This window comes from Neobacillus bataviensis LMG 21833 (genome assembly GCF_000307875.1).
GTDB classification, from domain to species: domain Bacteria; phylum Bacillota; class Bacilli; order Bacillales; family Cytobacillaceae; genus Neobacillus; species Neobacillus bataviensis.
Genome location: NZ_AJLS01000121.1, coordinates 47,779 through 72,849, shown reverse-complemented (window position 1 = coordinate 72,849; position 25,071 = coordinate 47,779). Strand labels below are relative to the sequence as shown.

At 37.8% G+C, this 25,071-nt stretch carries 25 protein-coding genes and 2 pseudogenes; 21 read left to right on the top strand and 6 right to left on the bottom strand.

Translation table 11 applies throughout. The features are described from left to right. Positions 1-16: 16 nt before the first annotated feature. The 7 genes from BABA_RS28150 to BABA_RS27380 all read left to right on the top strand — a co-directional run bounded on the left by BABA_RS28150 (position 17) and on the right by BABA_RS27380 (position 7,523). Positions 17-1,150, top strand: a complete 1,134-nt coding sequence (locus BABA_RS28150) for a tetratricopeptide repeat protein (RefSeq protein ID WP_235749725.1) — start codon at positions 17-19, stop codon at positions 1,148-1,150. A 9-nt stretch (positions 1,151-1,159) separates the two neighbouring features. Further along, a complete protein-coding gene (locus BABA_RS28145) occupies positions 1,160-2,770 on the top strand; it encodes a dynamin family protein (protein WP_268870164.1) in 1,611 nt (536 codons plus the stop codon). A 135-nt stretch (positions 2,771-2,905) separates the two neighbouring features. Further along, a complete protein-coding gene (locus BABA_RS16895; RefSeq protein WP_007086430.1) occupies positions 2,906-3,598 on the top strand; it encodes a response regulator transcription factor in 693 nt (230 codons plus the stop codon). Beyond that, positions 3,576-5,819, top strand: a complete 2,244-nt coding sequence (locus BABA_RS16890) for a sensor histidine kinase (protein WP_007086429.1) — start codon at positions 3,576-3,578, stop codon at positions 5,817-5,819. The genes BABA_RS16895 and BABA_RS16890 overlap by 23 nt, the downstream gene beginning before the upstream one ends. A gap of 35 nt (positions 5,820-5,854) precedes the next feature. Beyond that, a complete protein-coding gene (locus BABA_RS16885; protein ID WP_007086428.1) occupies positions 5,855-6,370 on the top strand; it encodes an RNA polymerase sigma factor in 516 nt (171 codons plus the stop codon). A gap of 328 nt (positions 6,371-6,698) precedes the next feature. Further along, a complete protein-coding gene (locus tag BABA_RS27385; RefSeq protein WP_007086427.1) occupies positions 6,699-7,070 on the top strand; it encodes a VOC family protein in 372 nt (123 codons plus the stop codon). A gap of 15 nt (positions 7,071-7,085) precedes the next feature. Next, a complete protein-coding gene (locus tag BABA_RS27380) occupies positions 7,086-7,523 on the top strand; it encodes an SRPBCC family protein (RefSeq protein WP_007086426.1) in 438 nt (145 codons plus the stop codon). Positions 7,524-7,564: 41 nt separating this feature from the next. Here BABA_RS27380 and BABA_RS16870 read toward each other — a convergent pair whose 3' ends face one another. Further along, positions 7,565-8,074 (bottom strand): hypothetical protein, encoded by a 510-nt coding sequence (locus BABA_RS16870; RefSeq protein ID WP_007086425.1) that lies wholly within the window; start codon positions 8,072-8,074, stop codon positions 7,565-7,567. A gap of 292 nt (positions 8,075-8,366) precedes the next feature. Between BABA_RS16870 and BABA_RS16865 the strand changes: the two genes are divergently transcribed. The 3 genes from BABA_RS16865 to BABA_RS16855 all read left to right on the top strand — a co-directional run bounded on the left by BABA_RS16865 (position 8,367) and on the right by BABA_RS16855 (position 9,571). Then, the gene (locus BABA_RS16865; RefSeq protein WP_157273216.1) at positions 8,367-8,861 is read left to right on the top strand and encodes a DUF456 domain-containing protein; all 495 of its coding nucleotides are present in this window, start codon (positions 8,367-8,369) and stop codon (positions 8,859-8,861) included. Between the two features lie 16 nt (positions 8,862-8,877). Further along, complete coding sequence (locus tag BABA_RS16860) at positions 8,878-9,174, top strand: antibiotic biosynthesis monooxygenase family protein (RefSeq protein WP_007086423.1); 297 nt, start codon at positions 8,878-8,880, stop codon at positions 9,172-9,174. Between the two features lie 109 nt (positions 9,175-9,283). Then, on the top strand, positions 9,284-9,571 hold the full coding sequence (locus BABA_RS16855) for a hypothetical protein (protein ID WP_007086422.1): 288 nt from the start codon (positions 9,284-9,286) through the stop codon (positions 9,569-9,571). 65 nt (positions 9,572-9,636) lie between these two features. On the opposite strand, the gene BABA_RS28520 is transcribed toward BABA_RS16855, so the two are convergent. Together BABA_RS28520 and BABA_RS16850 are read right to left on the bottom strand one after the other, a co-directional pair. Continuing rightward, positions 9,637-9,741 carry a hypothetical protein gene (locus BABA_RS28520; protein ID WP_420806000.1) on the bottom strand — a complete coding sequence of 35 codons (105 nt, stop codon included), beginning with the start codon at positions 9,739-9,741 and terminating at the stop codon, positions 9,637-9,639. Next, a complete protein-coding gene (locus BABA_RS16850; protein ID WP_007086421.1) occupies positions 9,707-10,099 on the bottom strand; it encodes a LysR family transcriptional regulator in 393 nt (130 codons plus the stop codon). The genes BABA_RS28520 and BABA_RS16850 overlap by 35 nt, the downstream gene beginning before the upstream one ends. Positions 10,100-10,215: 116 nt before the next feature. Between BABA_RS16850 and BABA_RS16845 the strand changes: the two genes are divergently transcribed. Next, a complete protein-coding gene (locus tag BABA_RS16845) occupies positions 10,216-11,001 on the top strand; it encodes a class I SAM-dependent methyltransferase (protein ID WP_007086420.1) in 786 nt (261 codons plus the stop codon). A 382-nt stretch (positions 11,002-11,383) separates the two neighbouring features. Here BABA_RS16845 and BABA_RS16840 read toward each other — a convergent pair. After that, positions 11,384-11,725, bottom strand: a pseudogene (locus tag BABA_RS16840) (IS1595 family transposase); the annotation flags it as partial. On the opposite strand from BABA_RS16840, the pseudogene BABA_RS16835 reads away from it, so the two are divergent. Then, positions 11,701-12,176: pseudogene (locus tag BABA_RS16835) on the top strand (transposase); the annotation flags it as partial. The pseudogenes BABA_RS16840 and BABA_RS16835 sit on opposite strands and share 25 nt — an antisense overlap. Before the next feature lie 243 nt (positions 12,177-12,419). Here the strand turns inward: BABA_RS16835 and BABA_RS16830 are convergent. Then, positions 12,420-13,181: an SDR family NAD(P)-dependent oxidoreductase gene (locus BABA_RS16830; protein WP_007086417.1), complete on the bottom strand. Its 762-nt coding sequence runs from the start codon at positions 13,179-13,181 to the stop codon at positions 12,420-12,422. A gap of 363 nt (positions 13,182-13,544) precedes the next feature. Between BABA_RS16830 and BABA_RS28140 the strand changes: the two genes are divergently transcribed. Both BABA_RS28140 and BABA_RS16820 read left to right on the top strand, forming a co-directional pair. Beyond that, a complete protein-coding gene (locus BABA_RS28140) occupies positions 13,545-13,688 on the top strand; it encodes a site-specific integrase (RefSeq protein WP_007086416.1) in 144 nt (47 codons plus the stop codon). Between the two features lie 342 nt (positions 13,689-14,030). After that, complete coding sequence (locus BABA_RS16820) at positions 14,031-14,231, top strand: hypothetical protein (protein ID WP_007086415.1); 201 nt, start codon at positions 14,031-14,033, stop codon at positions 14,229-14,231. Between the two features lies 1 nt (position 14,232). Here BABA_RS16820 and BABA_RS16815 read toward each other — a convergent pair whose 3' ends face one another. Beyond that, on the bottom strand, positions 14,233-14,841 hold the full coding sequence (locus tag BABA_RS16815) for a YitT family protein (RefSeq protein WP_007086414.1): 609 nt from the start codon (positions 14,839-14,841) through the stop codon (positions 14,233-14,235). 460 nt (positions 14,842-15,301) lie between these two features. On the opposite strand from BABA_RS16815, the gene BABA_RS16805 reads away from it, so the two are divergent. The 7 genes from BABA_RS16805 (at position 15,302) to BABA_RS16775 (ending at position 24,984) form a co-directional block, all read left to right on the top strand. After that, positions 15,302-16,666 carry a sigma-54 interaction domain-containing protein gene (locus tag BABA_RS16805; RefSeq protein ID WP_007086413.1) on the top strand — a complete coding sequence of 455 codons (1,365 nt, stop codon included), beginning with the start codon at positions 15,302-15,304 and terminating at the stop codon, positions 16,664-16,666. Between the two features lie 602 nt (positions 16,667-17,268). Then, positions 17,269-18,963 carry a thiamine pyrophosphate-binding protein gene (locus BABA_RS16800; protein ID WP_007086412.1) on the top strand — a complete coding sequence of 565 codons (1,695 nt, stop codon included), beginning with the start codon at positions 17,269-17,271 and terminating at the stop codon, positions 18,961-18,963. Positions 18,964-19,104: 141 nt separating this feature from the next. Continuing rightward, positions 19,105-20,397 carry an MFS transporter gene (locus BABA_RS16795; protein WP_007086411.1) on the top strand — a complete coding sequence of 431 codons (1,293 nt, stop codon included), beginning with the start codon at positions 19,105-19,107 and terminating at the stop codon, positions 20,395-20,397. 65 nt (positions 20,398-20,462) lie between these two features. Further along, a complete protein-coding gene (locus tag BABA_RS16790) occupies positions 20,463-22,007 on the top strand; it encodes a long-chain-fatty-acid--CoA ligase (protein ID WP_007086410.1) in 1,545 nt (514 codons plus the stop codon). A gap of 346 nt (positions 22,008-22,353) precedes the next feature. Further along, a complete protein-coding gene (locus BABA_RS16785) occupies positions 22,354-23,070 on the top strand; it encodes a FadR/GntR family transcriptional regulator (RefSeq protein ID WP_040346717.1) in 717 nt (238 codons plus the stop codon). Positions 23,071-23,347: 277 nt separating this feature from the next. Beyond that, entirely contained in the window at positions 23,348-24,046 is a 699-nt protein-coding gene (locus BABA_RS16780; protein ID WP_007086408.1) for a response regulator transcription factor, read from the top strand. A 2-nt stretch (positions 24,047-24,048) separates the two neighbouring features. Next, on the top strand, positions 24,049-24,984 hold the full coding sequence (locus tag BABA_RS16775; RefSeq protein WP_007086407.1) for a sensor histidine kinase: 936 nt from the start codon (positions 24,049-24,051) through the stop codon (positions 24,982-24,984). Positions 24,985-25,071: the final 87 nt, after the last annotated feature.

Sequence of the window (25,071 nt, the reverse complement as noted above, 5' to 3'; positions counted from 1 at the left end):
ATTGGAGGGAAAGAAAATGACGGTAGAGAAGCAATTAATACAAAAGACATATTATAAAATGTTCATAAATGAGCATGAAGATATGCATCCGATTCGAGTCCTTGGTGAAGTGTTTCAGCAGGAGGCAAAACAGGACCTTCCTGATTTATCGTCTATTCGCTTTGCACAGGGTGAAGTCTATTTTCATCATAAAGATTTTGAAACCGCCATATTTAAATGGGAAAATATCATTAATGAACTCGAACCGTGGGCAAAGAAAAATACCGCTGATGCCTATTATGAGCTTGGGCTTTTATCCACAGCTGAAGATATATATTGTGCGATCGCATCCGATGATCCTACATTAACTACTGAAGTAGCCTTACAGTTATTTTCGCTATATATTGAGCGGGGGAAGGTAGACGCAGCCGTTGCAACGATTAAAAAGACAATCATCGCTAACCCTGATTATCCGAATGTCACCGAAATCGCCCGCAATTTTTTTGAAGAACAGCAGGATTGGGATAATGCCGTTGAATTGGCGGTAACTGAAGCAAAGCGTACGAATTCATTGGAATGGTTCCACATCCTAAACACGTATATAAAAAAAGGTGTAACAAAACACCATGCGCCAAGCTATTTCTCCCAGGCGTTAGTCCTTTTATTTACGCTTGATAAAAGAAAGTTTGAGGAGCTCGTTTCGTCTTTGTGGGATAGCTACCAAAATGAAGAATCCTATTTTACATGGTTAAGTGAAATCAACCATCTGTTATTAAACCTTGAACTAAATCGGGAAGAAAATTGGTCAGAGCTTTCAAGACTTCATAAGGAACATTATTTTAGTTTAATTGAAGGAAGATACTTTATTAAAGTGCTGCAAGATTTTATTCCTGACTTATTAACCAATTGGTTTAGGCTGGCGGATGAATCAAATGTGGTGTTATCATCAGCTGCCGTACTTTCTTGGAATGAGTTATTTCCGGCGAGCATCAGTATGTCAATTGTGAGTGAAGCGGAAAAATTAATCAGCTTGACGGAAACAGATATGGATGAACTTAATGAGTGCCTTTTCCTGCTTGATTCAATCATGAGTTGGGCACAAGCACATGATATGGGTGAGAACAATCGTATCAAATGGTTTGTTCAGCAATTAGTTGATTTTGACACGTAGCATCTTTTTATTACCGGATTAAGCGGAACGGGAAAATCAACGTTTGTGAATACGGTTTTAGGAGAGGATTTACAAGATAGCCCAACTTCGTCCATGGTGATGTTTAAACATGCTCCTTCTTTAGAAATCACAGAAATAACGGATAGAGAGATGATCAGTTTACCCGAGTTTTCTGATTTTCAAGAACGCATGGATCGCCGCCGCAATGCACTGGAATCCATTATTGAATTTAAACAGCCGAACGGCTTTTTACAGGAAAATAAGGTTGCTTTTATCGACACCCCTGGATTGAAGGGAACCCCTCATTATGATCGCTATGAAGTGTTGAAAAACTTGCATGTTGCCGATTCCGTTCTATTTGTCCTTGATGCAAATGCACCGTTTACTGAAAAAGAACAGACGGCTATTAAGCAAATCCAGGATTTAGCACCAGATTTACCGGTTCATTTTCTATTGAGCAAAATGGATACGATTGTTGGTGAGCGGGAAGCTCTTCGCATTTATGAGGAAACAATGTCATTGATTCATTCCTATTTGCCTGATGCAAGAGTGTTTGCTTTTTCATCGCAATACGAAGGTGCACAGCAAAAGGAGCTAAAAGAATTTATTCATAGTGTTAAGAATACAAGAAACATAGAGGATAAGCGTCTGGCAAAGCTGCTTTATTTTATTCGCACCACGATTGCCAGCCTGCTGCAAAAACGGATTGATGTGGAAAATCAGCTCGTTGAATCAGTACGATGGAACGAAGAAATGCTGATGAAGTTAAACGGTGCGGTAAATCAATTGAAGGATACTGAAGTACAAAAAACACAGACAATCGCGAAATCTTATCGAGCCATTAAGGAAACGATTGAAAAAGATTTATCAGAAAGTGTTCCGAAAATGCTTCAAGAGTGTTCATCTTTAATAAAAGAAGATAGCAATTTTAGTAAAATTCACTTAGAGCTCAATGATGAAATGAATCGAAGAATTCAAGATTATTTGGAACAAACGGTTATGCCGAAATTTTACCGTTCGCTGCAGGAATGGATTGAACATGGCAAAGAGGAACTTGAGCAAAGCCAGGAATTTTTGAATGAAATGGGTGAAGGATTTAATCATATGTATGGGGAAGAGCGGCTCAAGCTTGAATGCGATTTTAGAGTGCTCGACGATTGGCGACGTGATACCGACCGAATGACAAGCCGTTTCCAACTTGAAAGCATCAATATTCTCCTCAAACGTACACCAGCACAATTTTTATTAAAAAGCGCCGGGAAACTATTTGGCGCACTTTCACAAAATAAGGCGATGCTTTATAACAAATACAAGACATTTGTAGAGAATGAAGATTATTCCGAAGCAATCGCAACGGTTAATAAGCAATTTTTCCAGCCGTTTGAGCTTTTTGAAAAATCCCTGGAGCGGGACATCACCTTATTTTTCAGGAGTCCACTTCATGTGTTGAACGATTCCGCGGAAGAGGCGCGTGAGGGTATTCAATCAAACCAAGAAATGCTGAACAAAATGAACACCAACCCAGAAATGTTCCGCGATCCATTAACACTGTTTGATGTTAGACTGCGTCAGTTTGAGTGGATGACAATTGCCGGAAAAGGAATGCAAACAATTTACTAATATAGGAAGATGTCCAAAGGGCATCTTCTTTTTTATATAAAACTTAAGAAATTTTTAAGATTTATCCTAAATGAATGTTAAGATTTTCCGTTTACTATTAAGATAATGATAGAGAAGTTAGAAAGTTGGGTGAAAATGGAGCAATATTTTGTGCTGGTTGTCGATGATGAAATGGAAATCCGAGATGCAATTGAGATTTATTTGAAAAATGAAGGCATTACCGTGTTAAAGGCCAAGGACGGTATTGAAGCATTAGAAATATTAAATGAGCACCAGGTTCATTTGATTATCTTAGATGTGATGATGCCAAGACTGGATGGGATTTCCGCTACATATAAAATTCGCGAGAAGAAAAACATACCGATTATTATTTTGAGTGCAAAAAGTGAGGATACCGATAAAATCTTAGGGCTTCAGGTGGGTGCAGATGATTATGTTACAAAACCGTTCAATCCGATGGAACTTGTGGCGCGTGTAAAATCGCAGCTTAGGAGGTATGTCACGTTTGGCACCTTTGAAGGTGTAAAGAAGGTAATTAACTTAAATGGACTAACCCTTGACCAAGAGGCTAAAGAAATGACAGTCCATGGCGAGCCAGTGAAGCTCACACCAATCGAATATAAAATTGTCGAACTGCTGATGACAAATGCCGGCCGGGTGTTTTCCATCAATGAAATCTATGAACGGGTTTGGAACGAACCGGGCTATAACGCTGAAAATACAGTCGCCGTTCACATTAGGAAGATTCGAGAAAAAATTGAAATAGACGCAAAAAATCCAAGATATTTGAAGGTGGTGTGGGGGATTGGCTACAAAATGGAGAAGTAGGATTACTATCATTTTCACCGCTTTTCTGTTTACTTTTGGCTTGAGCGGAATCCTTTCATTTTTTATCTATGGGAGCCAATTCTTCCATCGTGATTATTTCCAGACTTCTGAATTTCAAATGGAACTTGATGAATTCAAAGGGTATTTAAGTTCGTTTGAGCTGTACAATATGCCAATTGAAGAAGCAAAGAAGGAAATAAAGGTTACGAAGGATGATATTGTTGAGCATCGTTACCGATATGGAAATCAGACAGATCAAATCAGTAATTTAAAAGGACAATATGAAGAACGAATTCAAGAAGCAATGAATGCCGGTAATCAAGGGGCTGCAGATGCTTATACGGCTGAAAGGGACGCAAAGATCGAGGATATCACCAAGAACTTTGAAAGCGATGAGTACGTAGAGCCGAAAGTACTAAAAGAAAAAGAAAAACGATTAGAAGATTACTATAAAAAAAGGGAAAACTATCGATCGGAATATCTGAGATATAAGAAATCATTTCAGTACTATGTTAAAAATGTCGAAACAGGTAAAGTCTTTACTAATCTAAAAAATATAGATGAGGACGCAATCAAAAAGGATTTTAGTGAGAACAATACGTTATTTGTAACAAATACGACAGTTACAAGTAATGATGCAACTTTTGTTATTCCAGAAAATGGTGAGCCACTGGATTCATTTATCCCTGCAATGGGAGGAGTATTTGAAGGACAAATTGGTATACCCACATCGTTAACTTCGGCAAATTTTATCATGAGTGCATATGAAAACTATCAGCAGAATCAAATGCTTTTATGGATATATAGCGTGGCGGGCCTTGTTGCTTTCATTGGAAGTATTCTTATTTTAAGGAGAACCAAGGCTATTCCAGCAGCTTCTGAAAAATGGCAGCCTTATTATTACAAGATTCCAATTGATGTAAGGACGATATTTTTTACTATAACAGTTATTGGAGTATTTGCTGCTATTTTTGGAATCAGCAGCCAAATTGTTTACGTATACAATAGTCCTTACGACCGGATGGAGACGATCGTCGGATTGCTGGCAGTTACATTTATAGCACCACTACTATTTATCCAGTGGAGATACATTAAGACAGAACTAAAAGATTGGCCAAATCTAAAGAAACAATGGGAAAAGGCGTTATTGAATAAAGCGTGTAAAAGAATCTTTGTGCTTTTTCAAAAATCAAAAAATAACTTAACCGAGGCTTTTTTGAATCAAAGCATTGGTACGCAGTTGTTTATTTTGTTGGCGGTTGTATTTGGTCTGGGATTAGCATCTGTTTTGTTGGTGATCCACCCTATTTTTATCCTGTTTAATATAGCCCTACTTGCGTTCATTGGAATTCCTCTGGTAATGATTTTAGTCAAAAAAATTGGTTATTTTAACCGGATTGTTGAAAAAACGAATGAGATGGCTGTGGGCAAACTTGGAGAGAACTTGCCAGTGACAGGGAACTCTGTTCTCACTGTACTTGCGGACAATATTAATGTTTTGAAACAAGGGGTGAAAACCTCCCTGAACGAACAGGCAAAAAGTGAAAGGCTAAAAACTGAGTTAATTACAAACGTTAGCCATGACCTAAGAACACCGCTAACCTCTATCATTACGTATACTGAACTGCTAAAAGCAGAAGATTTATCCGGTGATGAGAAGGCTGCCTATTTAGAAATCATTGACCGAAAGTCGAAACGACTAAAGGTGCTGATTGATGATTTATTTGAAGTATCAAAAATGGCAAGCGGAAATATTGAATTGAAAAAAGAAAAAGTGGATTTAGTTCAACTTTTACAACAAGCGCTTGGGGAATATGACGAAACGATAAACTCATCGAATCTTCAGTTTCGGGTAGCAAAACCTGAGAAGCCCATATACTCCATTGTTGATGGACAGAAGCTTTGGCGGGTTTTTGATAACCTAATTGGTAATATCCTTAAATATTCGTTAGAACACTCACGGGTCTATATTACGGTATCGAAAGAGAACAGCCAGGCTATGATTACCTTTAAGAATGTTTCAAAATATGAACTCAACGAAAATAGTGATGAACTATTTGAACGGTTTAAACGCGGCGATACATCGCGCCATACGGAAGGATCTGGGTTAGGACTAGCGATTGCGCAATCCATCGTCGACCTCCATGAAGGTAGACTTGAGATTGAAACGGATGGCGATTTGTTCAAAGTGAAAATTTCGTTAAATGTGGTGGACGAGTGAGCAAAATAGAAAGGGCATGATAGGGGGGGATAATTGTGAATGAGATTGATTTTTCAGAGGTATATAGAATGTACTATAAACGTCTTTTTCATATAAGCTATTCCATCACAAGAGATTTGCATCTAGCAGAGGATGTCGTTCAGGAAACGTTTATAAAAGCGATGAATAAAGTGAACACAATCGAAGAAGAAAAGAAAATGGGGGCCTGGTTATCCGTCATTGCGACTAGAACGGCGATTGATTATGTCCGCAGCGAACGGAAAAAGAAAGCTATCCTGATGGAACAGGAAATGCTTGAATGCTTAGGAAAAGAAATGAAGCAAAATGTCGAGGAAGAAGTGGAACTAGCAAGTTTGCAGGATCAAGTAAATGCCGCTATTGGAACGCTCACCGTTGAGTATCAGGCGGTGCTTAATCTTAAGCTTTTGCATGGTTTAAAGGAGAATGAAATTGCCAGCGTCCTCGATATAAAGCCCAGCACTGTTAAAACTAGAATTTACAGAGCACGAAAACAACTAAAATTACTGTTTCTTAAACAAATAACCGCATAAACTTTATAGTGTAGAACCGGAAAGTCCTTCATTGCTTGATGAAGGACTAATCTTGTTGGAATTCATCTAGAAAGTCCTTCATTGGCCTTATGAGGGACAAAACTCGTTAAATTCTCCTAGAAAAGTCCTTCATCGACCCCATGAAGGACAAAACTTGTTGGATTCCCCCTGAAAATTCCTTCATCGGCCTTATGAAGGACAAATCTCGTTAAATTGCCCTTAGAAAAGTCCTTAATTTTGATGAAAAAGGAACACTTAAAGAGTTTTTTTTCCAAAACTTTCTATGATAGAATTGAGGGAGGGAACATTGAAAACGGGAGGAATAGGGATGAAAAGTGCCAGTCCATACATATTTGTAGATAATTGTGAGGAAGTTATGGAGTTTTACCAAAATCTATTCGGCGGGGAAATTACAAATGTTCAAAAAAGCGATGATGGCAAGTGTTTGCATGCTGAACTTCATCTTGGTAACAGTATCATTCACTTTTCAGATACCTTCGGCAATACTCATGTTGGGGATAACGTGCGAATCAGCTTGGAATGTGAAAGTGAAGATGAAATTAGAAGAGTGTATGATTCGCTTAGCCAATCTGGAAAGATTACTTTCCCGCTACAGGAGACATTTTGGGGAGCAATACACGCAAACCTAGTTGACCAGTTTGGTATTGGCTGGCTGCTTAATTTTTCAAAAATAAAATAGAGGATGGTTTTGTGAATGAAAAACCTTACAAAAATGAAAATCAATAAACCAGCGAAGGATGTATTTGAAGCTTTTGTAGATCCTTCGAAAATCGGGAACTTTTGGTTCTCGTCCAGTTCGGAAAGATGGGATGCGGGCAAGACGATTACATTGAAGTATGAGGAATACAATGCTCAAGGTGAAATAAAAGTAATGGAAATCGAAGAAAATAAAAAGATTGTCTTCGTTTGGGGAGCAAATGGTGAAGGGCATATTGTGACGATATCGTTGAATGAACTGGATCACGCGACTACAATAATTGAAATTAACGAAGAAGGATTTAATGAAAATGACGATGAGTTTATCCCGCAATTGATTGATAATAAAGAAGGCTGGGTTTTCATGTTAACTTGTTTAAAGGGATATCTAGAATTTGGAGTAAATCAATTAAGAGGCGGATTAGTAAAGGATTGACTGAAGAAAAGAGCCTGTTGGCTCTTTTCTTCAGCCTCTCCTTAATCCATGTTTACTTTGTCTAATGGAAATTCTTTAACGATATTTACACCATCCAATATTATTAGAGCTGAATCAAAAGCCAATTCTTTAACCTCTTTTAAGTTAGTACCTTTTTTAATTTTATATTCAAGGTGATATGAAGCTTCAGATCCTGAGTCGATGATTCCAGTACTCCCAGAACCCCACGGGATCATCTTAATAAACTGGCTCCCTTCGACCAACTCCATTTTTGATGCTAACTCCTTGTTCGGTCGTATCACGACTTCAATCCCGTAGTTATGTTGGCCAGGGTAATCAAATTCACTTTTAAATGGGGTGTTACCTGTATTTTTGATTTTAATATCGTAACGTAGAATCCTTTCTGCTTTAATGATGGTAGTATCAATATTTGTAATAACCAGCTGATTTGCCCTATGAAATCCAGTAAGAGGAAGCAATGAAATAAGCAAGAAAACAAATGCTAATTTTCTGATGATGATACAGCCCTTTCTATTTAAAATAATTTCCATGTTTATTATTTATAGTTACTTTCAATATTATTCCAGTCATCCTTCACAATAGATTTACACAAAAAGGGATTAATTTTAGTAGGTGAGGATTTTTAATACAACGTTTAGCGGAAAATGAGTAATCAAACATCTTAAGTTCGATTGAATACCAATTAATTTCCATCAAATGTAGTAAGTATCGAAAAATGGGTAGTATGTGACAGGAATTATGTCGTAAGTGTACTGAATTATGTAGTAAGCTACCTGATATAGGTAATAAGCAGCGGAAAATAGGTCGTAATTGGAAAAAGAGGTGAATAAGATTCTGGACATCTTATTTTGGGTTATTATTATAGCGTGTTTTATCTTTAGTTTCGTCGGGCTCATTTATCCAATCATCCCTTCAGTGTTGCTGATTTGGGTTGGAGTAGTGCTATATCATTTTGGAATTAATTCAAATGAGCTTACTTGGATCACCTGGACGATGTTAGGGTTATTGACGATTTTTCTATTTTTAGCAGATTATCTAGCGAATCTTCACTTTGTCGATAAAGCTGGAGGATCTAAGTGGGGAACAAGGGCTGCAACGATTGGATTAATTGTTGGAAGCTTTGTGATACCTCCTTTTGGCGTCATGATTGTGCCATTTGGATTAGTACTAATAGCAGAAATGATGCAAAAGAAAACTTTCAAAGAATCCATTAAAGTGGCGTTTGCTACCTTAATTGCCTTTTTTAGTGGAACGTTTGCCAAAGCGATCATTCAGCTAATTATGATTGGTGTTTTTACATTTGGTGTGATTTTTTAAAATTGGAGGAGATATCATGATATTGGAAGCGGCAATACTTCAGGTTAAACAAGGGATGGAAGCGGAATATGAGGAAGCGTTCCGACAGGCATCGGAAATTATTTCTTCCATGAAAGGTTACATCTCTCACGAATTACAGCGTTGTATGGAAGTTAACGGCAAATATTTACTGCTGGTAAGGTGGGAAACATTAGAAGACCATACAGTTGGATTCAGGCAATCAAATGAGTATCAAGAATGGAAAAGACTATTACATCATTTCTATGATCCGTTTCCAACAGTGGAACACTTTGAGAAAGTTCATCTATCATAGGTTAGAGTTTTCTTGGAACTAAAGGGGATGAAGTTTTTGTTTGAAACAGAGAGATGTTTTATTAATACCTTCCAAAAATTTTTGCTTTTTAAAAATGGAGGTGAATAATATGCAGTTATTATTTTGGCCTTGTACGATTGCTTCACTCGTTCTCTGTATATTTTCCCTAGGTTTCAGGAAATCGAAACTCCTTGTTATCTCTTCACTGCTTATCCTGCCAATGTCCCTTTATTTAGCAGCTACACCTCTTTTCCTAATTTGGGGTTTAATTTTTCCACTCCTATATCTTGGTGCGGCAAAATTTATAACAAAGAAAATGATTTGGCCGGCCATTTTGCTTGTTATTCCAAATTACTTATTAGTTGGATGGCTGGGATCTGTTGTTTTAAATCAGTAGGGATTACTTTCGCCGGATTATCAAAGAGAGACATGATCACAGTCTCTCTTTTTTAGCCACGTTTTTCATAGATTTCGAATAGGAAGTGACAAAATCGAAATATCGACTAATCCTCTAGCTGTCAAATCTATAAGCTTATCTGTTGATTCTTCTATTAAACGAATGGGCACATTTGGAAACAGTACTTGATAACTTTTCAGAAGCGGAGGCAAAATATGTCCTCCCGTAAGCCGTTGAGCCAATTTTTAATTCCACCCTGATGCCTTCCTTTCGTTCAAGGATCTCCTGTTTTAAATCATCACGCATTTGTAAAATCCTCTCAGCTTGTTTAATAAGCACTAAACCATCAGGAGTGAGTTCTACTGGACTGCCTGGTTTACGATCAAATAAAAACACACCCAGCTCCGATTCCAATTTGGCAATTTGTTTACTTAATGATGGCTGTGCAATATGAAGATTGGAAGCAGCCCTTGTAAAACTCTTTGTTTTATATATTTCCAGTGCATATTCAAATAGTCTTATTTCCAAACGATCCCCCATAGCTTCAAGCTATTAATATAATAGATTATATATCTTAGACGAATAGTTGTTATATGAATTAAGATAAAAATATAAATATTTCAAAATTGAAGGGGTGTTATTACATGAGTTCTGTGAATGTTTGGAATGCAGAAATGTATGATAATAAGTTAGGTTTTGTAGCCAATTATGGAAAAGGCATAGTTGAACTTCTACAGCCGCAAAAGGGCGAGAAGATACTTGATTTTGGCTGTGGCACTGGAGATCTATCCTATGAAATTTCCAAGTCTGGTGCGTTGATGACGGGAATGGATTCATCCGAGGCAATGATTACAAAGGCACGTGAAAAATATCCGCAAATCTCGTTCATCATTGATAACGGGGAAACACTTAGAACCAATGAAAAGTATGATGCAGTTTTTTCGAATGCAGCCCTTCATTGGATGAAAAGTGCTGAGAAAGTGGTTGAGTCAATAGAGATGGCATTACGTGAAGGCGGCCGCTTTGTTGCGGAATTTGGTGGAAAAGGAAATGTACAAACCATTATTCGAGGAATAACCGAGGTACTTAATCAAGATTTTGGAATCAATGTAGAAAATAGAAACCCTTGGTACTTTCCAAGTATCGGGGAATATAGTACCTTACTAGAGCGGCACGGATTTAAGGTATCCTATGCACATCATTTTAATCGTCCTACACCGTTACCAGATGGAGAAAAAGGGTTAAGTCATTGGCTGAATGGTTTTGCAGATGACTTTTTTCCAGAATTCACGGAAAAGGAAAGAGTGGTTATTTATGAAAAAATAAAAAACAAGGTTCAGCACGATTTATTTAAAAATGGCATATGGGTAGCGGATTATGAACGAATTCGTATTGTGGCAAGTAAGAAAGCAAATGGATCTGCTTTTTAATAAAGGCTGTTTTCTAAAAGATTGTTGTTTTTTATTAAAGGAAGTTTTTGTTACTATAAAAATATAAGTCTGTTATAATAGATACATAGAAATCCTATGTAAAGGGGATATAACCTTTGAATATTGGGTTAGGAATAGTAACAACAATTATTGTAATTGTCTTGATTTTTTTGATTATCGTTTTACGCAAGGAGTTTAACAAGATTTTAAGTTATGGATTGTTGTTAGGTGGGATAATATTACTGACATATAGTGTTCTATTACTCACAGGATTACACGACCCATATGCTCACCACATTAGATAATAGAAACAGAAGATATAAAAATCTTATTTACAAGTAGGAGTTTAAACCTAAGACCCGCATTTAGTTGTTGGTCTTTTTTATGCCATTTTGATTATTTCAACAGTATTGTAATTCAACTTTTGGCACGCTGAAATAAGCATTTGCTCCACTCGTTTTTCAAATGCTGAATTCTTCCCTAATTCAAGCCAACGAAACCAGTAGAGATAATTGTCCAGATACTTCGTTGCCACGCCTTGAAACCGTTCCATCCAACCTTTCAAGCGATTATGAAAGTTATTGACGTGCTGAATGTGATATATCCCCTTTTTTACACGCTGTTTCTGTCGCTCATTGACCGTTTCGTGCTGTAATCCTTTTATCTTAGCGAACTTTTTATAATTCGTTGCTGTATCTGTACATTGAAGAAACAATTTATCAAGCAAAATCATTGTCTAAACCTAGAAAAGTGATTATGCAATCGGTACGCCCAGCGGACGAACTGTTTTTTATCCATTCCTTTTTTGTGACAAAGCTAGAGGTAACCTTTTCTCCAGAAGATATTGTCCGTGAATACCAAAAAAGAGGGACAATGGAGAACTATATCAAGGAAGCCAAAAACAGCTTTAGATTAGATCAAATGAATAGCCATTCTTTCCAAGTGAACGAAGTAAGAATGATGCTGAGTCTTTTAACTTAACGAATTGGCTTCGAACTCTTTCTTTTCCACCAGAACAAAAGAATATGCAAATCGATACCATTCGTACACGGATCATTAAAGTTGCTAGTAAATTAGTAAAGTCAGCACGATCCCCTTACTTTATAGTATCTTCCAGCTATCAGGAATTTTTCTGGAAGGTTCTTAGCCGAATTCAGAACCTACAGATAGAATAACCCAGCCTATTCATTTGCCATCTTTTTAAAAGCAGTTTTAATACCAAGGGTAGTCTGTCTGAAAAGGGTATTTTTTGTTCCTGAATTTTGGAAATTAAGATTTGAAAAGCAAAATATTCATAATCCTTTTAAAGCGATGGAAGAATATTTGATTTTTAACTAAAAGCATGGCTTATGACGAAGGTATGAATATTTCAGGATTTATAATTTATTTTTTCATCGAGTTACATCATTAACTTTAAATTATTGTGCAAGCCATCCACCGTCAATATAAATTGTTTGACCTGTTATAAAACTGCCTGCATCAGAGGCTAACAAAATAATCGCACCCTCTATTTCATCTGGATTTCCTAATCTTTTCAATGGTGTTTTGCTAATTATTTTTTCACGAACTTTCAGGTTTCTTAATTCTCTTTGATTCATTTCCGTCTCGATATATGCTGGGCCAATTGCATTTACTTGAATACCAAACCTAGCCCACTCCAAAGCAAGTGATCTTGTTAAATTAATAACAGCTGCCTTGCTGGCAGTATAAGCACTTATTCCAATATCTCCTACAGCCCCAACCACAGAGGAAACATTAATAATTTTTCCATGCCCCTGCTTTTGCATCGCTTTTGCAACTGATTGCGAGCAAAAGAATAGAGATTTTACATTTAAATCCATTACTTGATCCCATTCTTCTTCCGTTACATCCAATGCATATTTTGTTTGAGAGATCCCCGCATTATTTATCAAAATATCAATTGTTCCAAAAGTAGTAATGATGTTCTCAACCATTTCACTGATGGATGCAATCTTCGTTAAGTCTGTCGAAAAACCCATTGCCTTCCTGCCCAATTTCTCAATTTCAGCAACAACTTGTTGGTTTCTTTCCACATCTCTTCCTACTATTACCACATTAGCCCCTCTTGCTGCTAAAGCCAAAGAAATTGTTTTGCCTAATCCTCTGTTTCCGCCTGTTACAATAGCTGTCTTATTTAATAAACTAAATTTATCCACCATTCTTCTATCCCTCACTCCTAACAATCTTTTATATTATCATTAATATGATTTGCAATTTTCATGCCAAAATTAATATGTTGTTATGCTGAGAAAAAGAAATACTTTATTTTATAATACTGCTGTGTAACTGCTAAACTTAAGTCAACAGTTTCTGCTAGATAAATAGAACAATTTTTTACCAAATTGGCCAACAGTTACGCTATCATGATTTTATATTTACCTAAATTAACTAGGGTACCAATCTCATATTCCGAGGCAACTAAAAATCTATAAAAGCAGATTTATACCAAATATCTTTTCAAAAGATGGCTGAAGTTACTTTTTAATGCATGTGACACCATTGAGGTTAATGGGCAGACAACTATGAAATATATTCTTCCTGTTGTTTTCCGCCTGATTTATGGCTGTGGATTGAGGGTAAGTGAAGCATTGGCTTTTAAATGTGAGGATGTAAATCTTGTTGCTGGTTACATTACTATTGGAGAAATAAAAAATGGCTGTGATTGAATGCTTCCCCTATCAGATTTATTAAAAACTGTGTGTATTCAATACAGCAAGTGTTGTTTATCGATACAAAGCCCTAGCGATTATTTTTTTATGCAGAAATGTAAAAAAAGTATGCATCTGATACAGTTTATAGGTGGTTCCGTAAAATCCTCTGGAAAGCTAGCATTCTTCATGGTGGTAAAGGAATCGGATCATGGGTGCACGATCTTAGTTGTCCCAACTTAAATAAGATCCAAACCTTTTTCAAAGACACTTTATTTCTATGTGTTTTAATGAAAAAAGGTTTGGATTTTTTTCTTTTGGCGTATGCTCTTCTTATCTAATGAATAGGAGGTCATACAAATGAATGTACAAAACCTACGGGATAATTATCCTAAACTCATTTCCTACATGGAAACCAACGGTTACTCAAAACATACGTTGATAGGTTCAAACGGGGAGGTTGAAAAAATTTTTGCGGTTGTTGATTCAAAGGAATGCTTATATACCAGGAAAAATTTCCAAGACCCGCGAACAAGTAAGAAACACATCTATTGTATATAAATTAAACATTATCTTCAATGAATGCTTGATGTTTTTCTTTGGTGAACTTTTGAGGTAGAACACTGATAACATAAACGCCAAATGCACTTGAAGCTGTAAGAATTAAAGAAAATAAAGTCTCCCTACCTCCTATGACAAATAAACTGAGGGGATACACAACTGAATCTGAGTAAAAGATGGATTTGCTTAGCGAGTATCCATAACGTTGATTTATCATCTTTCCCAACAACGAACCACCACCCACGCTAGCGTTACATTTAGCTAAAACACCCACAGATAATCCCATCCAAAAGCCACCAACGATGCTACCAATCCAAATATTATGAATGCCGAAAGGAATTAGAAAATCCTGTAGAGATCCAACGACCAAGGCAAGAGCAATCATACTTACCACTGATTTGTAAAATAAGGATCGATAAAAAATAAATGCTAATATAAAAAGTGGTAAATTAAATAAAAAGAGGTTGAAACCGATGTTTGTATTGAAAATGTAATAGGTCATCAGACTTAAACCTGTAGCTCCACCGTTCATAATATTATTAGGCACTGCAAAAAGTAAATTGCCAACGCCAAAAGAGAGAATAGCAAGAAAAATAAATACGTATCTCACATAATCACCATCCCGATTTGATTTGTAATATTTCTTAGTTTAATAAGGGAAAAATAAAGATTCGGCTCTTCAATTGTTCGAAATATGGATTCACAGGTGATAAGAAAGAAGCAGCTAAGAAAATCCATCAATGTTTGTCTATTGATAAATGTAACTTTTCTTCCTAAACGAATCAATAATCATTTTGATTCATTGTTCGCCACCAATGCGTAAAAATGCCAAATGAAGAGCGGACTATAATCGAACATCCTACATCACTCCTCTTAAGAAACTTATCTATTCTTTGTAAAGATTATAAAGCAAGAATCATGCCAACTGTGTACAAATAAAATTTACAAAATATTTAAATAAATAGTATTCACTCAATTTTAACAATTGATATAATTGGTAGAGGCGGGGGATATTACCTATCTATCATTGGTCTATCCCTCTAAAATCTAGAAATCGGAGATGACGATAAATGAACTTAGAAAAGCATTATTTATCTATTTTAGAATCACTCCATGATGCTGTTTTTGTTGTTTCGAAAGATAGTACGATTGTTTATGTTAACCAAGCTTATTCGCGTCACTTCGGAATACCTTCAAATAAAATCATTGGACGCAGGTTAACAGAAATGGAACCAAAAGCAAGAATTTTGGAAGTGCTTCTAAGTGGAAAAGAACTTGTCAATGATTACAGTTATGTACATTCTCTCAGGAAAGATGTCTGTGCAAATCTAACGCCGCTAATGGAAGATGGAGAATTAATTGGTGCTGTGGGTATTATGAAGGATATTAGTGAAGTAATGGCATTACAGGAAGAGTTAAAGCAATATAGAAGTTATTCCAGTAAGCTTGAACGTCAATTATATCAGCAAGAATTTTCTCTTTTAGACAGTAAAAATTTCAAAATGCTGTCTGTTGTGAATCTTGCTCGTAAAGTTGCGGCAACGGAAGCGTCTGTCATAATTTATGGGGAAACCGGTGTTGGGAAAGAACTTATGGCAAAGGCCATTCATGAGGCAAGTTCACGGATGGACAAGCCATTTGTCCCTATTAATATGGCGTCTATCCCTGAAAGCTTATTTGAGAGTGAACTATTTGGACATGAAGAAGGTTCTTTCACCGGTTCAAGGAAAGGTGGGAAAAAGGGAATTTTCGAATTAGCAAATGGAGGTACATTATTCCTGGATGAAATTGGTGAAATGCCTCTCAATCTTCAAGCCAAGATTCTTCGTGTCATACAGGAAAGAACTTTTCAAAGAGTAGGAGGAACAAAATCATATCCGTTAGAAGTACGAATCATAACCGCGACTCACCGAGATCTTTCAGAACAAATTAAACAAGGAAACTTTAGAGAAGATCTCTATTATCGCTTGAATGTCGTCTCGCTTCATATTCCGCCTCTCCGAGAGAGAAAAGAGGATCTTCCTTTTTTAATTAGCACACTTTTGTCGAACTTGAATTCCAAGTATAAAAAATATGGGGTGGTTACCCCGGAAGTGGTTGATATACTTACTCAGCATCAGTGGCCAGGAAACGTTCGAGAACTAGTCAATGCATTAGAACGAATGGTTGCAGTTAGCGACCAAACCTATTTTGTTACGGAAGATATACCAGAATATATCCGGCTAAAGGAGAATTCTTCGGAAAAAGCTATCCCAATCCAACTGGTCAATTCTGGAAATCAAGACCAGAACCTTGATGGTTTGATGGAAAAAACAGAAAGGAATTTAATTGCGGATGCTCTAAGAAAAAGTAAGAATCGAACAGAGGCAATATATAAGCTAGGTATTAGTCGAAAAACATTCTATGAAAAATTACGAAAACATGGCTTACTATAAACCAACATATGAATTCATTTGAAATAACATGTTTAAGTTTAGAAACAACGTGTTTAGGTTTGGAAACAACAATTTGTTTAGATTTGGAAACAACGAAGAATTTCTATCTCATAGAAAAAAGGGTCGTTTTCTATATTTTTGAATTTTGAACGTTGGCATTAATATTGCATGATAAAAAAGTGAAATCATTGGAACCAGATTTGATATTGACTTCCATGACTAATTCAAAAAGGAGTTGATAAAGACTTGAAATGTTTCGACTTAAGTCATAAGGTAGCGTTGACTGGTACTAAAAAAGGGGCTTAGGTATTTTGTACTAAATAAAGATTCACCTCTTAAGTACTGGATTACAAAATTTAGAAAATAATTTATAAAAACTATTGACAGAAAATTATTACTTTTACTATAATTCAGATAATTGGTTAGTCCGACAATCGGACCTAAACATTTGAACCGAAGATACTATAATATGAAATTGGCTTCATTGTAAGATCTGGTTTTATGAAAAAAGGTAGTTCTATTATTTTGTTATTGCAACTTTGTCTGACAATCAGATAAACGGTTTTAGTTGAAATGACCATTAAAATTTGGGGGGAATTAGAATGAATGGTGCAGAACTACTTGTTGAGGCTCTCTATAAAAAGGGAGTGCGGCAAATCTTTTCACTAAATGGTGGACACATTTGTTGGGTGTATAAAGCGTGCGTGGACTATGGTATACGAATTATCGATGTAAGGCATGAGGAAGCTGCAGCTCATATGGCATATGCGTGGGGTCGTGTGACGGGAGAACCGGCTGTGGTTCTGGCAACAGCTGGCCCGGGTGTAACCAATACAACAACGGGTATTGCCACGGCATTTCAAGCTGCAACTCCGGTGGTAGTCATTGGAGGACATGCCCCCCTTCCTCAAATGGGAATGGGAGCCATGCAAGAAATCGATCAAACTGGTATTATGAGGCCCATTACAAAATTCGCAGAAACCATTTTTGAGGCAAGAAAAATACCAATGTGGGTTAATAGGGCGTTTCAAACCGCTGTTAGCGGGAAACCTGGACCTGTTTTTATGGATATACCCACTGGAGTTTTTAAAGCCGAGGCCGACCCAATGTGGTTGGAAGAGGTTAGCGATACCTTTGCACCTGAACCGCCAGGACCCGATTTATCGGTTGTTCAAAATGTAGCATCAGCTTTTAGGACAGCTGAGAGGCCATTGATTATTGCCGGTGGCGGGACATTCTTTTCACGTGCCCATCAATCATTGATAGATTTTGCTGAGAGTCATAATATTCCAGTGTTGACAACCGCTTTGAATAAAGGTCTGTTTCCAGACACACATCCATTACATGTGGGAGCAGCACGTTCACTTGCTATGGCAACGGCTGATTTGGTCATTATACTAGGTGCACGACTTAACTTTATCTTAGGGTATGGTCATGCGCCCCGCTTCTCAAAGGATTCAGTATTTGTTCAAGTAGATATCGACCCAAGCGAAATTGGACGTACCCGTCCGATTCATATCCCTGTCATTAGTGACGTTCGCAAATTTATCGATACACTAGATACGGTATTGCAAGATCAACCAAATCTGTCCGAACACTATGATCCATGGGTAAGAAAATTACAGCAGAAAGATAGTAAGAATAGAGAACGATTAGATCTGCAAGTCTCGGAGATGACATCTTCGCCGATCCACCCGCTTCGACTTTGTTACGAAGTGAAAAAGCATTTAACGGAAGATTCAACGATTGTTCTTGACGGAGGAGATATCCTTTCTTTCGGAAGACTAGCATTCGGACGGGACTTACCCGGACATTATGTAGATCCAGGCGCATTAGGTACGATTGGTATTGGCATTTCTTCAGCCATCGCTGCCAAGCTTGCGCGTCCTTCGTCACCGGTCCTATTGGTAGTGGGAGATGGTTCTATAGGGTTTGGTCTATCGGAGCTAGATACGGCAGTAAGACATCAAATTCCTATCGTCATCATCGTGAGCAACAATGGAGGATGGAATATCGAAAGAAAGGCAATGGAAATAGATTTTGGACCGCAATATACCGTTGGAACCGTCTTAAATCATACACGCTATGATCAAATTATGGAGGCGTTCGGGGGATATGGTGAGCATGTAATAGAGTTATCCCAGTTGCCCGGTGCTCTACAGAGAGCGATGGCGGCCGGACGACCTGCTTTGATTAATGTACTAACATCCGCAGATGTAACCTCTCCTGATTTGGCCAGAGGTCTTGCACAGGTTCCTGAAGATCAACCTATAAATTATAAAGTCGTAAATTCATAAATTCATAATAGTATTGTGGGGCAATTCCTATCAGGGATTCATGTGGATTTTGAACAAAAATAAGAGCCGCTAGTATACTTGGGACGTTCCGGCCCAATCGTTAAATGCGAGAATACAATTCATACCAATAGGAGGAATAGTATGACGAAAATAAGCAGCCAACCTTCATCGAAAACAAGATGGTACCGTATAGGAACACTTTTATTCCTAATCTATATATTTGCCTTTATCGACCGGACGAATATTGGTATGGCAGCGCCGAGTATGACCAAAGAGTTGGGTCTTACGCCTGCTACTATGGGTGTCATTATGTCGGCGTTCTTTTGGGGCTATATCCTTACACAAGTTCCAGGAGGATGGGTCGCTCAGCGGTTTAGTGCGAAGTGGATTATTGTTATTTTATCGATTACCTTTGCCATTTTCAGCGCTTTGACCGGAGTCATGCGAACCGTTTCTAGTTTGGAGGTTATACGGTTTTTATTGGGGTTAGCGGAAGGTTTTATGTGGCCCTCGTTCATGGTTTTGGCAAGCAGGTGGTTTCCTATGCATGAACGTGCGCAAATCACTGGATTAATTTTTATAGGCGTTCCCTTATCTGGTGCTGTTTTGTCTCCACTAGCGGGATGGATGATTCAAACGTGGGATTGGCAAGTCATGTTCTATCTCCAAGCCGTGCCTCCTCTCATCTTAGCAGTACTTGCCATGTTCCTTTTATCCGACGACCCTATGAAGGATAAAAGACTCTCAAAGGATGAACGGGAGTATATAATGAACAACAGGAGTAATCCTTCAACTGATGATCATACCAAAAAACAACCGTTCCTGAAATCAATCCTATCTATCCGTTTGTGGGTTCTTGCCGTAATTTACCTCTTTTGGTTGTGTGGATTATACGCATATGGGTTGTGGCTTCCTACTGCAGTAAAGTCACTAGGCGATCTTTCGACAACAATGGTCGGGGTGTTAAGTGCCATACCGCCACTTCTTGGTGCATGTGCCATGACTCTGAATTCTCGACTATCGGATAAGAAAATGAAACGTGGAAAATACGTGATTTCGTGGGTTGCTCTAGGTGGAATAGCGCTTCTAGTAGGTAATTTTGTTCATGATCCGATTTGGAGTTACCTGCTGCTATGCGTAATCGCGATTGGCGTATATGGACCTTTTGGGGTGTGGTGGGCCTGGTGCTTAGAGCACGTCTCCTCTGAACACGTTGGTACGCATAATGCGGTCATTAATCTTTTTGGAAGTTTCGGTGGAATCATTGGCCCGCCAATGGTAGCCCTAGCTAGTGTCGGTGGAAATGTTGGTTCAGGGTTTTATATACTTGGCATTGCAATGCTTGTTAGCGCTTTATTAGCCTTACTATTAAATATTTCATCAAATAAGGCCCAAACCAAGGAATATGGTTTGGAGAAACCGCCTGCAGTTTAATGGCATGACATCTAAAATAGTGGAGTTAAACCAGTAGAGGCCTATGATTAGGATGGAGGTACAAGATGGAAGTTACGTTAGGAAAATTACTTTCTATGACAGCTGCAAAATATGCAAATAAAACAGCCATCATTTTTGGCGAGACAAGATATACCTACGCCGAGGTCGAAGAAAGAGCCAATCGTTTAGCAAATGCTTTGATCAAAATGGGGGTAAAGAAGGGGGACCGTTGTGCGATTATGTTTTATAATCGCGCAGAATGGCTTGAGGTATACTACGGTTTGGCTAAAGCCGGAATCATAGCGGTTCCACTGAATTTTCGTTTTACTTCCTCCGAAATGAAGTATGTACTTAATAACTCTAAAGCAAAGGTGCTTATTTATGAAGAGTCATTTTCGGAAATTGTCGATGAAATTAAAGAGGATACACCTTCGCTGTTGCACTATATAGGTTTGGGTGGAAAGAAATCGGTCATTCATTATGAAGAGTGTCTAAAGTTTTCATCAACAGAAAAGCCTGAAGTCGATGTTTACGAAAATGATCCTCTTCTAATAGGCTATACATCCGGCACAACGGGGTTTCCAAAGGGAGCTGTCATTTCACACCGGAAGCTGATGACGAATCATCTTGTTTTTTCTAAGGAACTAGGGGGAATCAATTGTACAGATAAAATGCTTCTAATAATGCCAATGTTTCACGCTAATTCCACTTGGTTTCTACAAATGGTGGCCTTGACAGGCGGGACGAGTGTAGCCTTCCCTTCTGTCGGTTTTAATCCTGAAAAATTGTTACGTGTTATTCAAACAGAGAAAATTACATTTACTTCGGTCGTTCCAACGATGCTGACTCAGATATTGAATTTGCCTGACTCGATTAAAAATAAGTATGATGTGTCTTCTCTTCGGCTCCTTTTGTGTAGTTCTGCTCCACTAATGTCAAAAACGAAAGAAGAGACTATGAAACTCTTTGATGGGATTGACTTATATGAATTTTACGGTGGTACCGAAGGCGGGATCATCACCCTATTGCGACCTCAAGATCAAGTGCGAAAAACCCGTTCGGTCGGTCAAGTCGTTATCGGCCAAGAAGTTCGCCTGTTGGATAAGAGTGGAAATGAAGTTCCCAAAGGTGAGATTGGGGAGCTTTATGTTAGAGGGATCTGTGTGGTGTTAGAAGAGTATTGGGAAAACCCGGATGCAACTAGGGAAGCTTATCGAGGAGAATGGTTTACTCTAGGGGATATGGCAAGAATGGATGAGGAAGGGTTTATCTACCTTGAAGACAGAAAAAAAGATATGATTATTAGCGGAGGGGAAAATGTTTATCCATCCGAGGTAGAGAATGTTATTGTAAGGTATCCAAAGGTGGCAGCTGTAGCAGTCATCGGGTTACCAGACGAAAAATGGGGCGAGAGAGTCCACGCCGTTATTGAGTTGAATCCTGGAGAAGTTGCTGTCGAGCAAGAAATTATTGATTTTTGCCGTGATCAATTGGCTGGTTATAAAAGACCTAAGTCGGTGGACTTCGTTGAAAAGCTACCCAAGAATGCCACTGGGAAAATTGTTCGTCGGACAATTAAGGATAGTATTCTAAGTGTGGCTCTTCATTAAAAGAGAAAAACGGTAGGGGCAACGGGGTTCTCTGTAACGAAAAGGTTGGATAAGGAAACGGCATTGTACCGTAAGCCCAAATGATAAAAAATAAGCGCACCTTTCGGGTACGCATTAAAAAAAGTCGTATATTTCGATTTTTTTAAATCGAATATACGACTTTTTTACTTTCTGCTACATGCTACCTGAATCGTTTAGGACCATGGTATAATTTTGTTGTGACATAAGAAAAGCACCTCCATAAATTGATACCTTGATCGTACTAGGAGATGCTGCCTGTTTGTATGTGTTGTTTGCATGGGGTCTTACATTTAACCCCGTTGGATTCTTACTTAGGAGTGGTGAAATGTTTAAGACGGTAAGAAACAAAAAAATATTCCAAGAAATTTTGGATCAAATTAAAGACTTATTATTAAAGAAACAATTAAAGGTTGGTCAGAAAATCCCCTCTGAAATTGAGTTATCTGAATCCTTTGGGATAAGTCGTTCTTCTCTCCGAGAGGCATTAAAGGTACTCAGTGTATTGGGAATTATTGAATCTAAAACAGGAGAAGGGACGATCATTAAACAGGCGGAACCGGAACATCTGAAAAATCTCATGTCATTGGTTGCCGTTTCCAATGGACTTGATACCTTGCAATTATATGAAGTCAGAATTATTCTCGAAATCCATGCCGCCAGTTTGGCTGCCATGAGAAGAACGGATCAAGACCTAGAAGCAATTAAAAGCAATTTGATTAAAATGGATAATTTTGTAGCTGTTGAGCAAGAAGCTGATTTTCTTTTTCATAAATCAATCGTTCAGGCATCGAAAAATGACATGTTAATCATGTTAATGGGTCTGATTTCTGATTTGATTTCTGAACAAATTAAAATATTGCAAATTAGTTTCGCTGCCTCTTATAAGACACAAAAAGTTCAAAGTCAACATTGGGATATATACAGGGCAATTGAATCCGGTAATCCAGTGGAAGCTCAGTCGGCCATGTTGGAACATTTGAGCCTAGGACAGATTCAGTTATTGGAAATTCAATCTGACATATTCAGTGGGATCAAGAGTTAGCACTCTTTAAAGTGAACACTATGATAAATTGATGAATTTTCAGTGTTCTGATAAATTTCAATTTTCGTATATATGTCATAAAGAATGTCTAAACCCTTGGTACATATGGGATTAGACGTTTTTTTATTATATCATAATTAATCATATTAGTATGTTTATATAAATACCTAACAAGTTTAGCCGTAATAATAACATATTCTTCAACAAAAAAAGGATTTTTCAGAGAGAATATGGAAATTAAACATATAGGATTGAGCGGGACGGAGCGGGGGATAAAATGAAACACAGAATATTATTAGTTGAAGACGATGTGGCAATCAGTGAGATGGTTAAAGGCCAATTTACCAAAGAAGGCTTCGAGGTCGTTCCGGCGTTTGACGGGGAAGAGGCGCTGGAGGTGTTTGCGAAAGAAACCTTTGATTTGATTCTCCTTGATTTAATGCTGCCGAAGCTGGATGGAATGGAATTTTTAAAAATAATCCGAGAGAAAAGTATGATACCTGTTCTGATTATGTCTGCAAAGGATGGGGACTTGGATAAAGCTTTAGGTTTGGGGTTTGGTGCTGATGACTATATTGCCAAGCCGTTTTCGATGATTGAACTAACAGCTAGAGTGAAGGCGGCCATCAGAAGGGCAACCCACTATTCACGAACAGAACAAAAGAAGGAGACGAAGGTGCTGACGGTTGGGGAGCTGACACTTGACCTCGATAATTTTTCCTTACAAAAATCCGGAAATGAAATCAAGCTAACTGCTAAGGAGTTTCATATTCTAAAACTATTTATCTCACATCCAAGCCGAGTCTACACCAAGGCGCAAATTTATAGTTTAGTATGGGAAGATGAATATTATGGCGATGAAAATGTGATAAATGTACATATGAGAAGGCTCAGGGAGAAAATCGAAGATGACCCGTCCAAACCGAAGTACATTAAAACATTATGGGGTATTGGCTATAAGCTTGGGGAGTTTTAACGATGTTCATTTTTTTACTTATGATCATAATCGGGCTGGCTGCCCTTAATTTTTTTCAATATAAATGGAGAAAAAATGAAAAGGGTAATTTCACATACATACATAAAAAACTAAAACGGATTATCGACAATCAAACGGATGAAAAGCTGTTAGTCCATACGGATGATGCTAATCTGAAGCAGATATTAATCGAAATCAACCGTCTCTTAGAACATAATCAAAAAATGATGGCGGGCTACAATAAAACGGAGATGTCGATGCGGAAAATGCTCTCTAATATTTCACATGATTTAAAAACGCCGTTGACCGTCGTGCTTGGATATATTGAGATAATGTTGAATGAGCCTAACAGAGCAACCGAAGAAACCGAGGAACTTTTACAAAAAGTGCACGGGAAAACGGTTGAAGTATTAGACCTAATTAAGAAGTTTTTTGATTTAGCGAAGCTGGAGTCTGGTGATAAAAACATTCCTCTTACAAGGATAAATATGAATGAAGTCTGCCAGAGAAATATATTACACTATTATGAGGTGTTGACCACGAAAGGCTTTGATGTCGTGATTGACCTGCCGGAAACCATTCTTTATGCCCTTGGTAATGAGGAGGAACTTGACCGAGTCTTGAATAATCTTATTTCTAATGCCATTCAATATGGTGGAGAAGGGAAAGCACTAGGTCTTACACTTAGAAACGATGAACAGTCAGTTTACTTGGACATCTGGGATAAAGGCAAGGGAATCAGTGAGCTCCACAAGGACTTAGTGTTTGAAAGAATGTACACATTGGAGGATTCGCGAAATAAATCCTATCAGGGCAGCGGGCTCGGACTCACCATTACAAAGCGACTGGTAGAAAAAATGGACGGACAAATTTTTCTAAACAGTAAACCATATGAAAAGACAACTTTTACAGTGCAATTAAAGCGAATTACATATTAAAACAGCTAAGGGAGCCTTTCGCAGGCTACCCTTTCTTCATCTTAAGATTTTCGTAAGATTTGAGTAATAAAAAAGAAAACACTAATG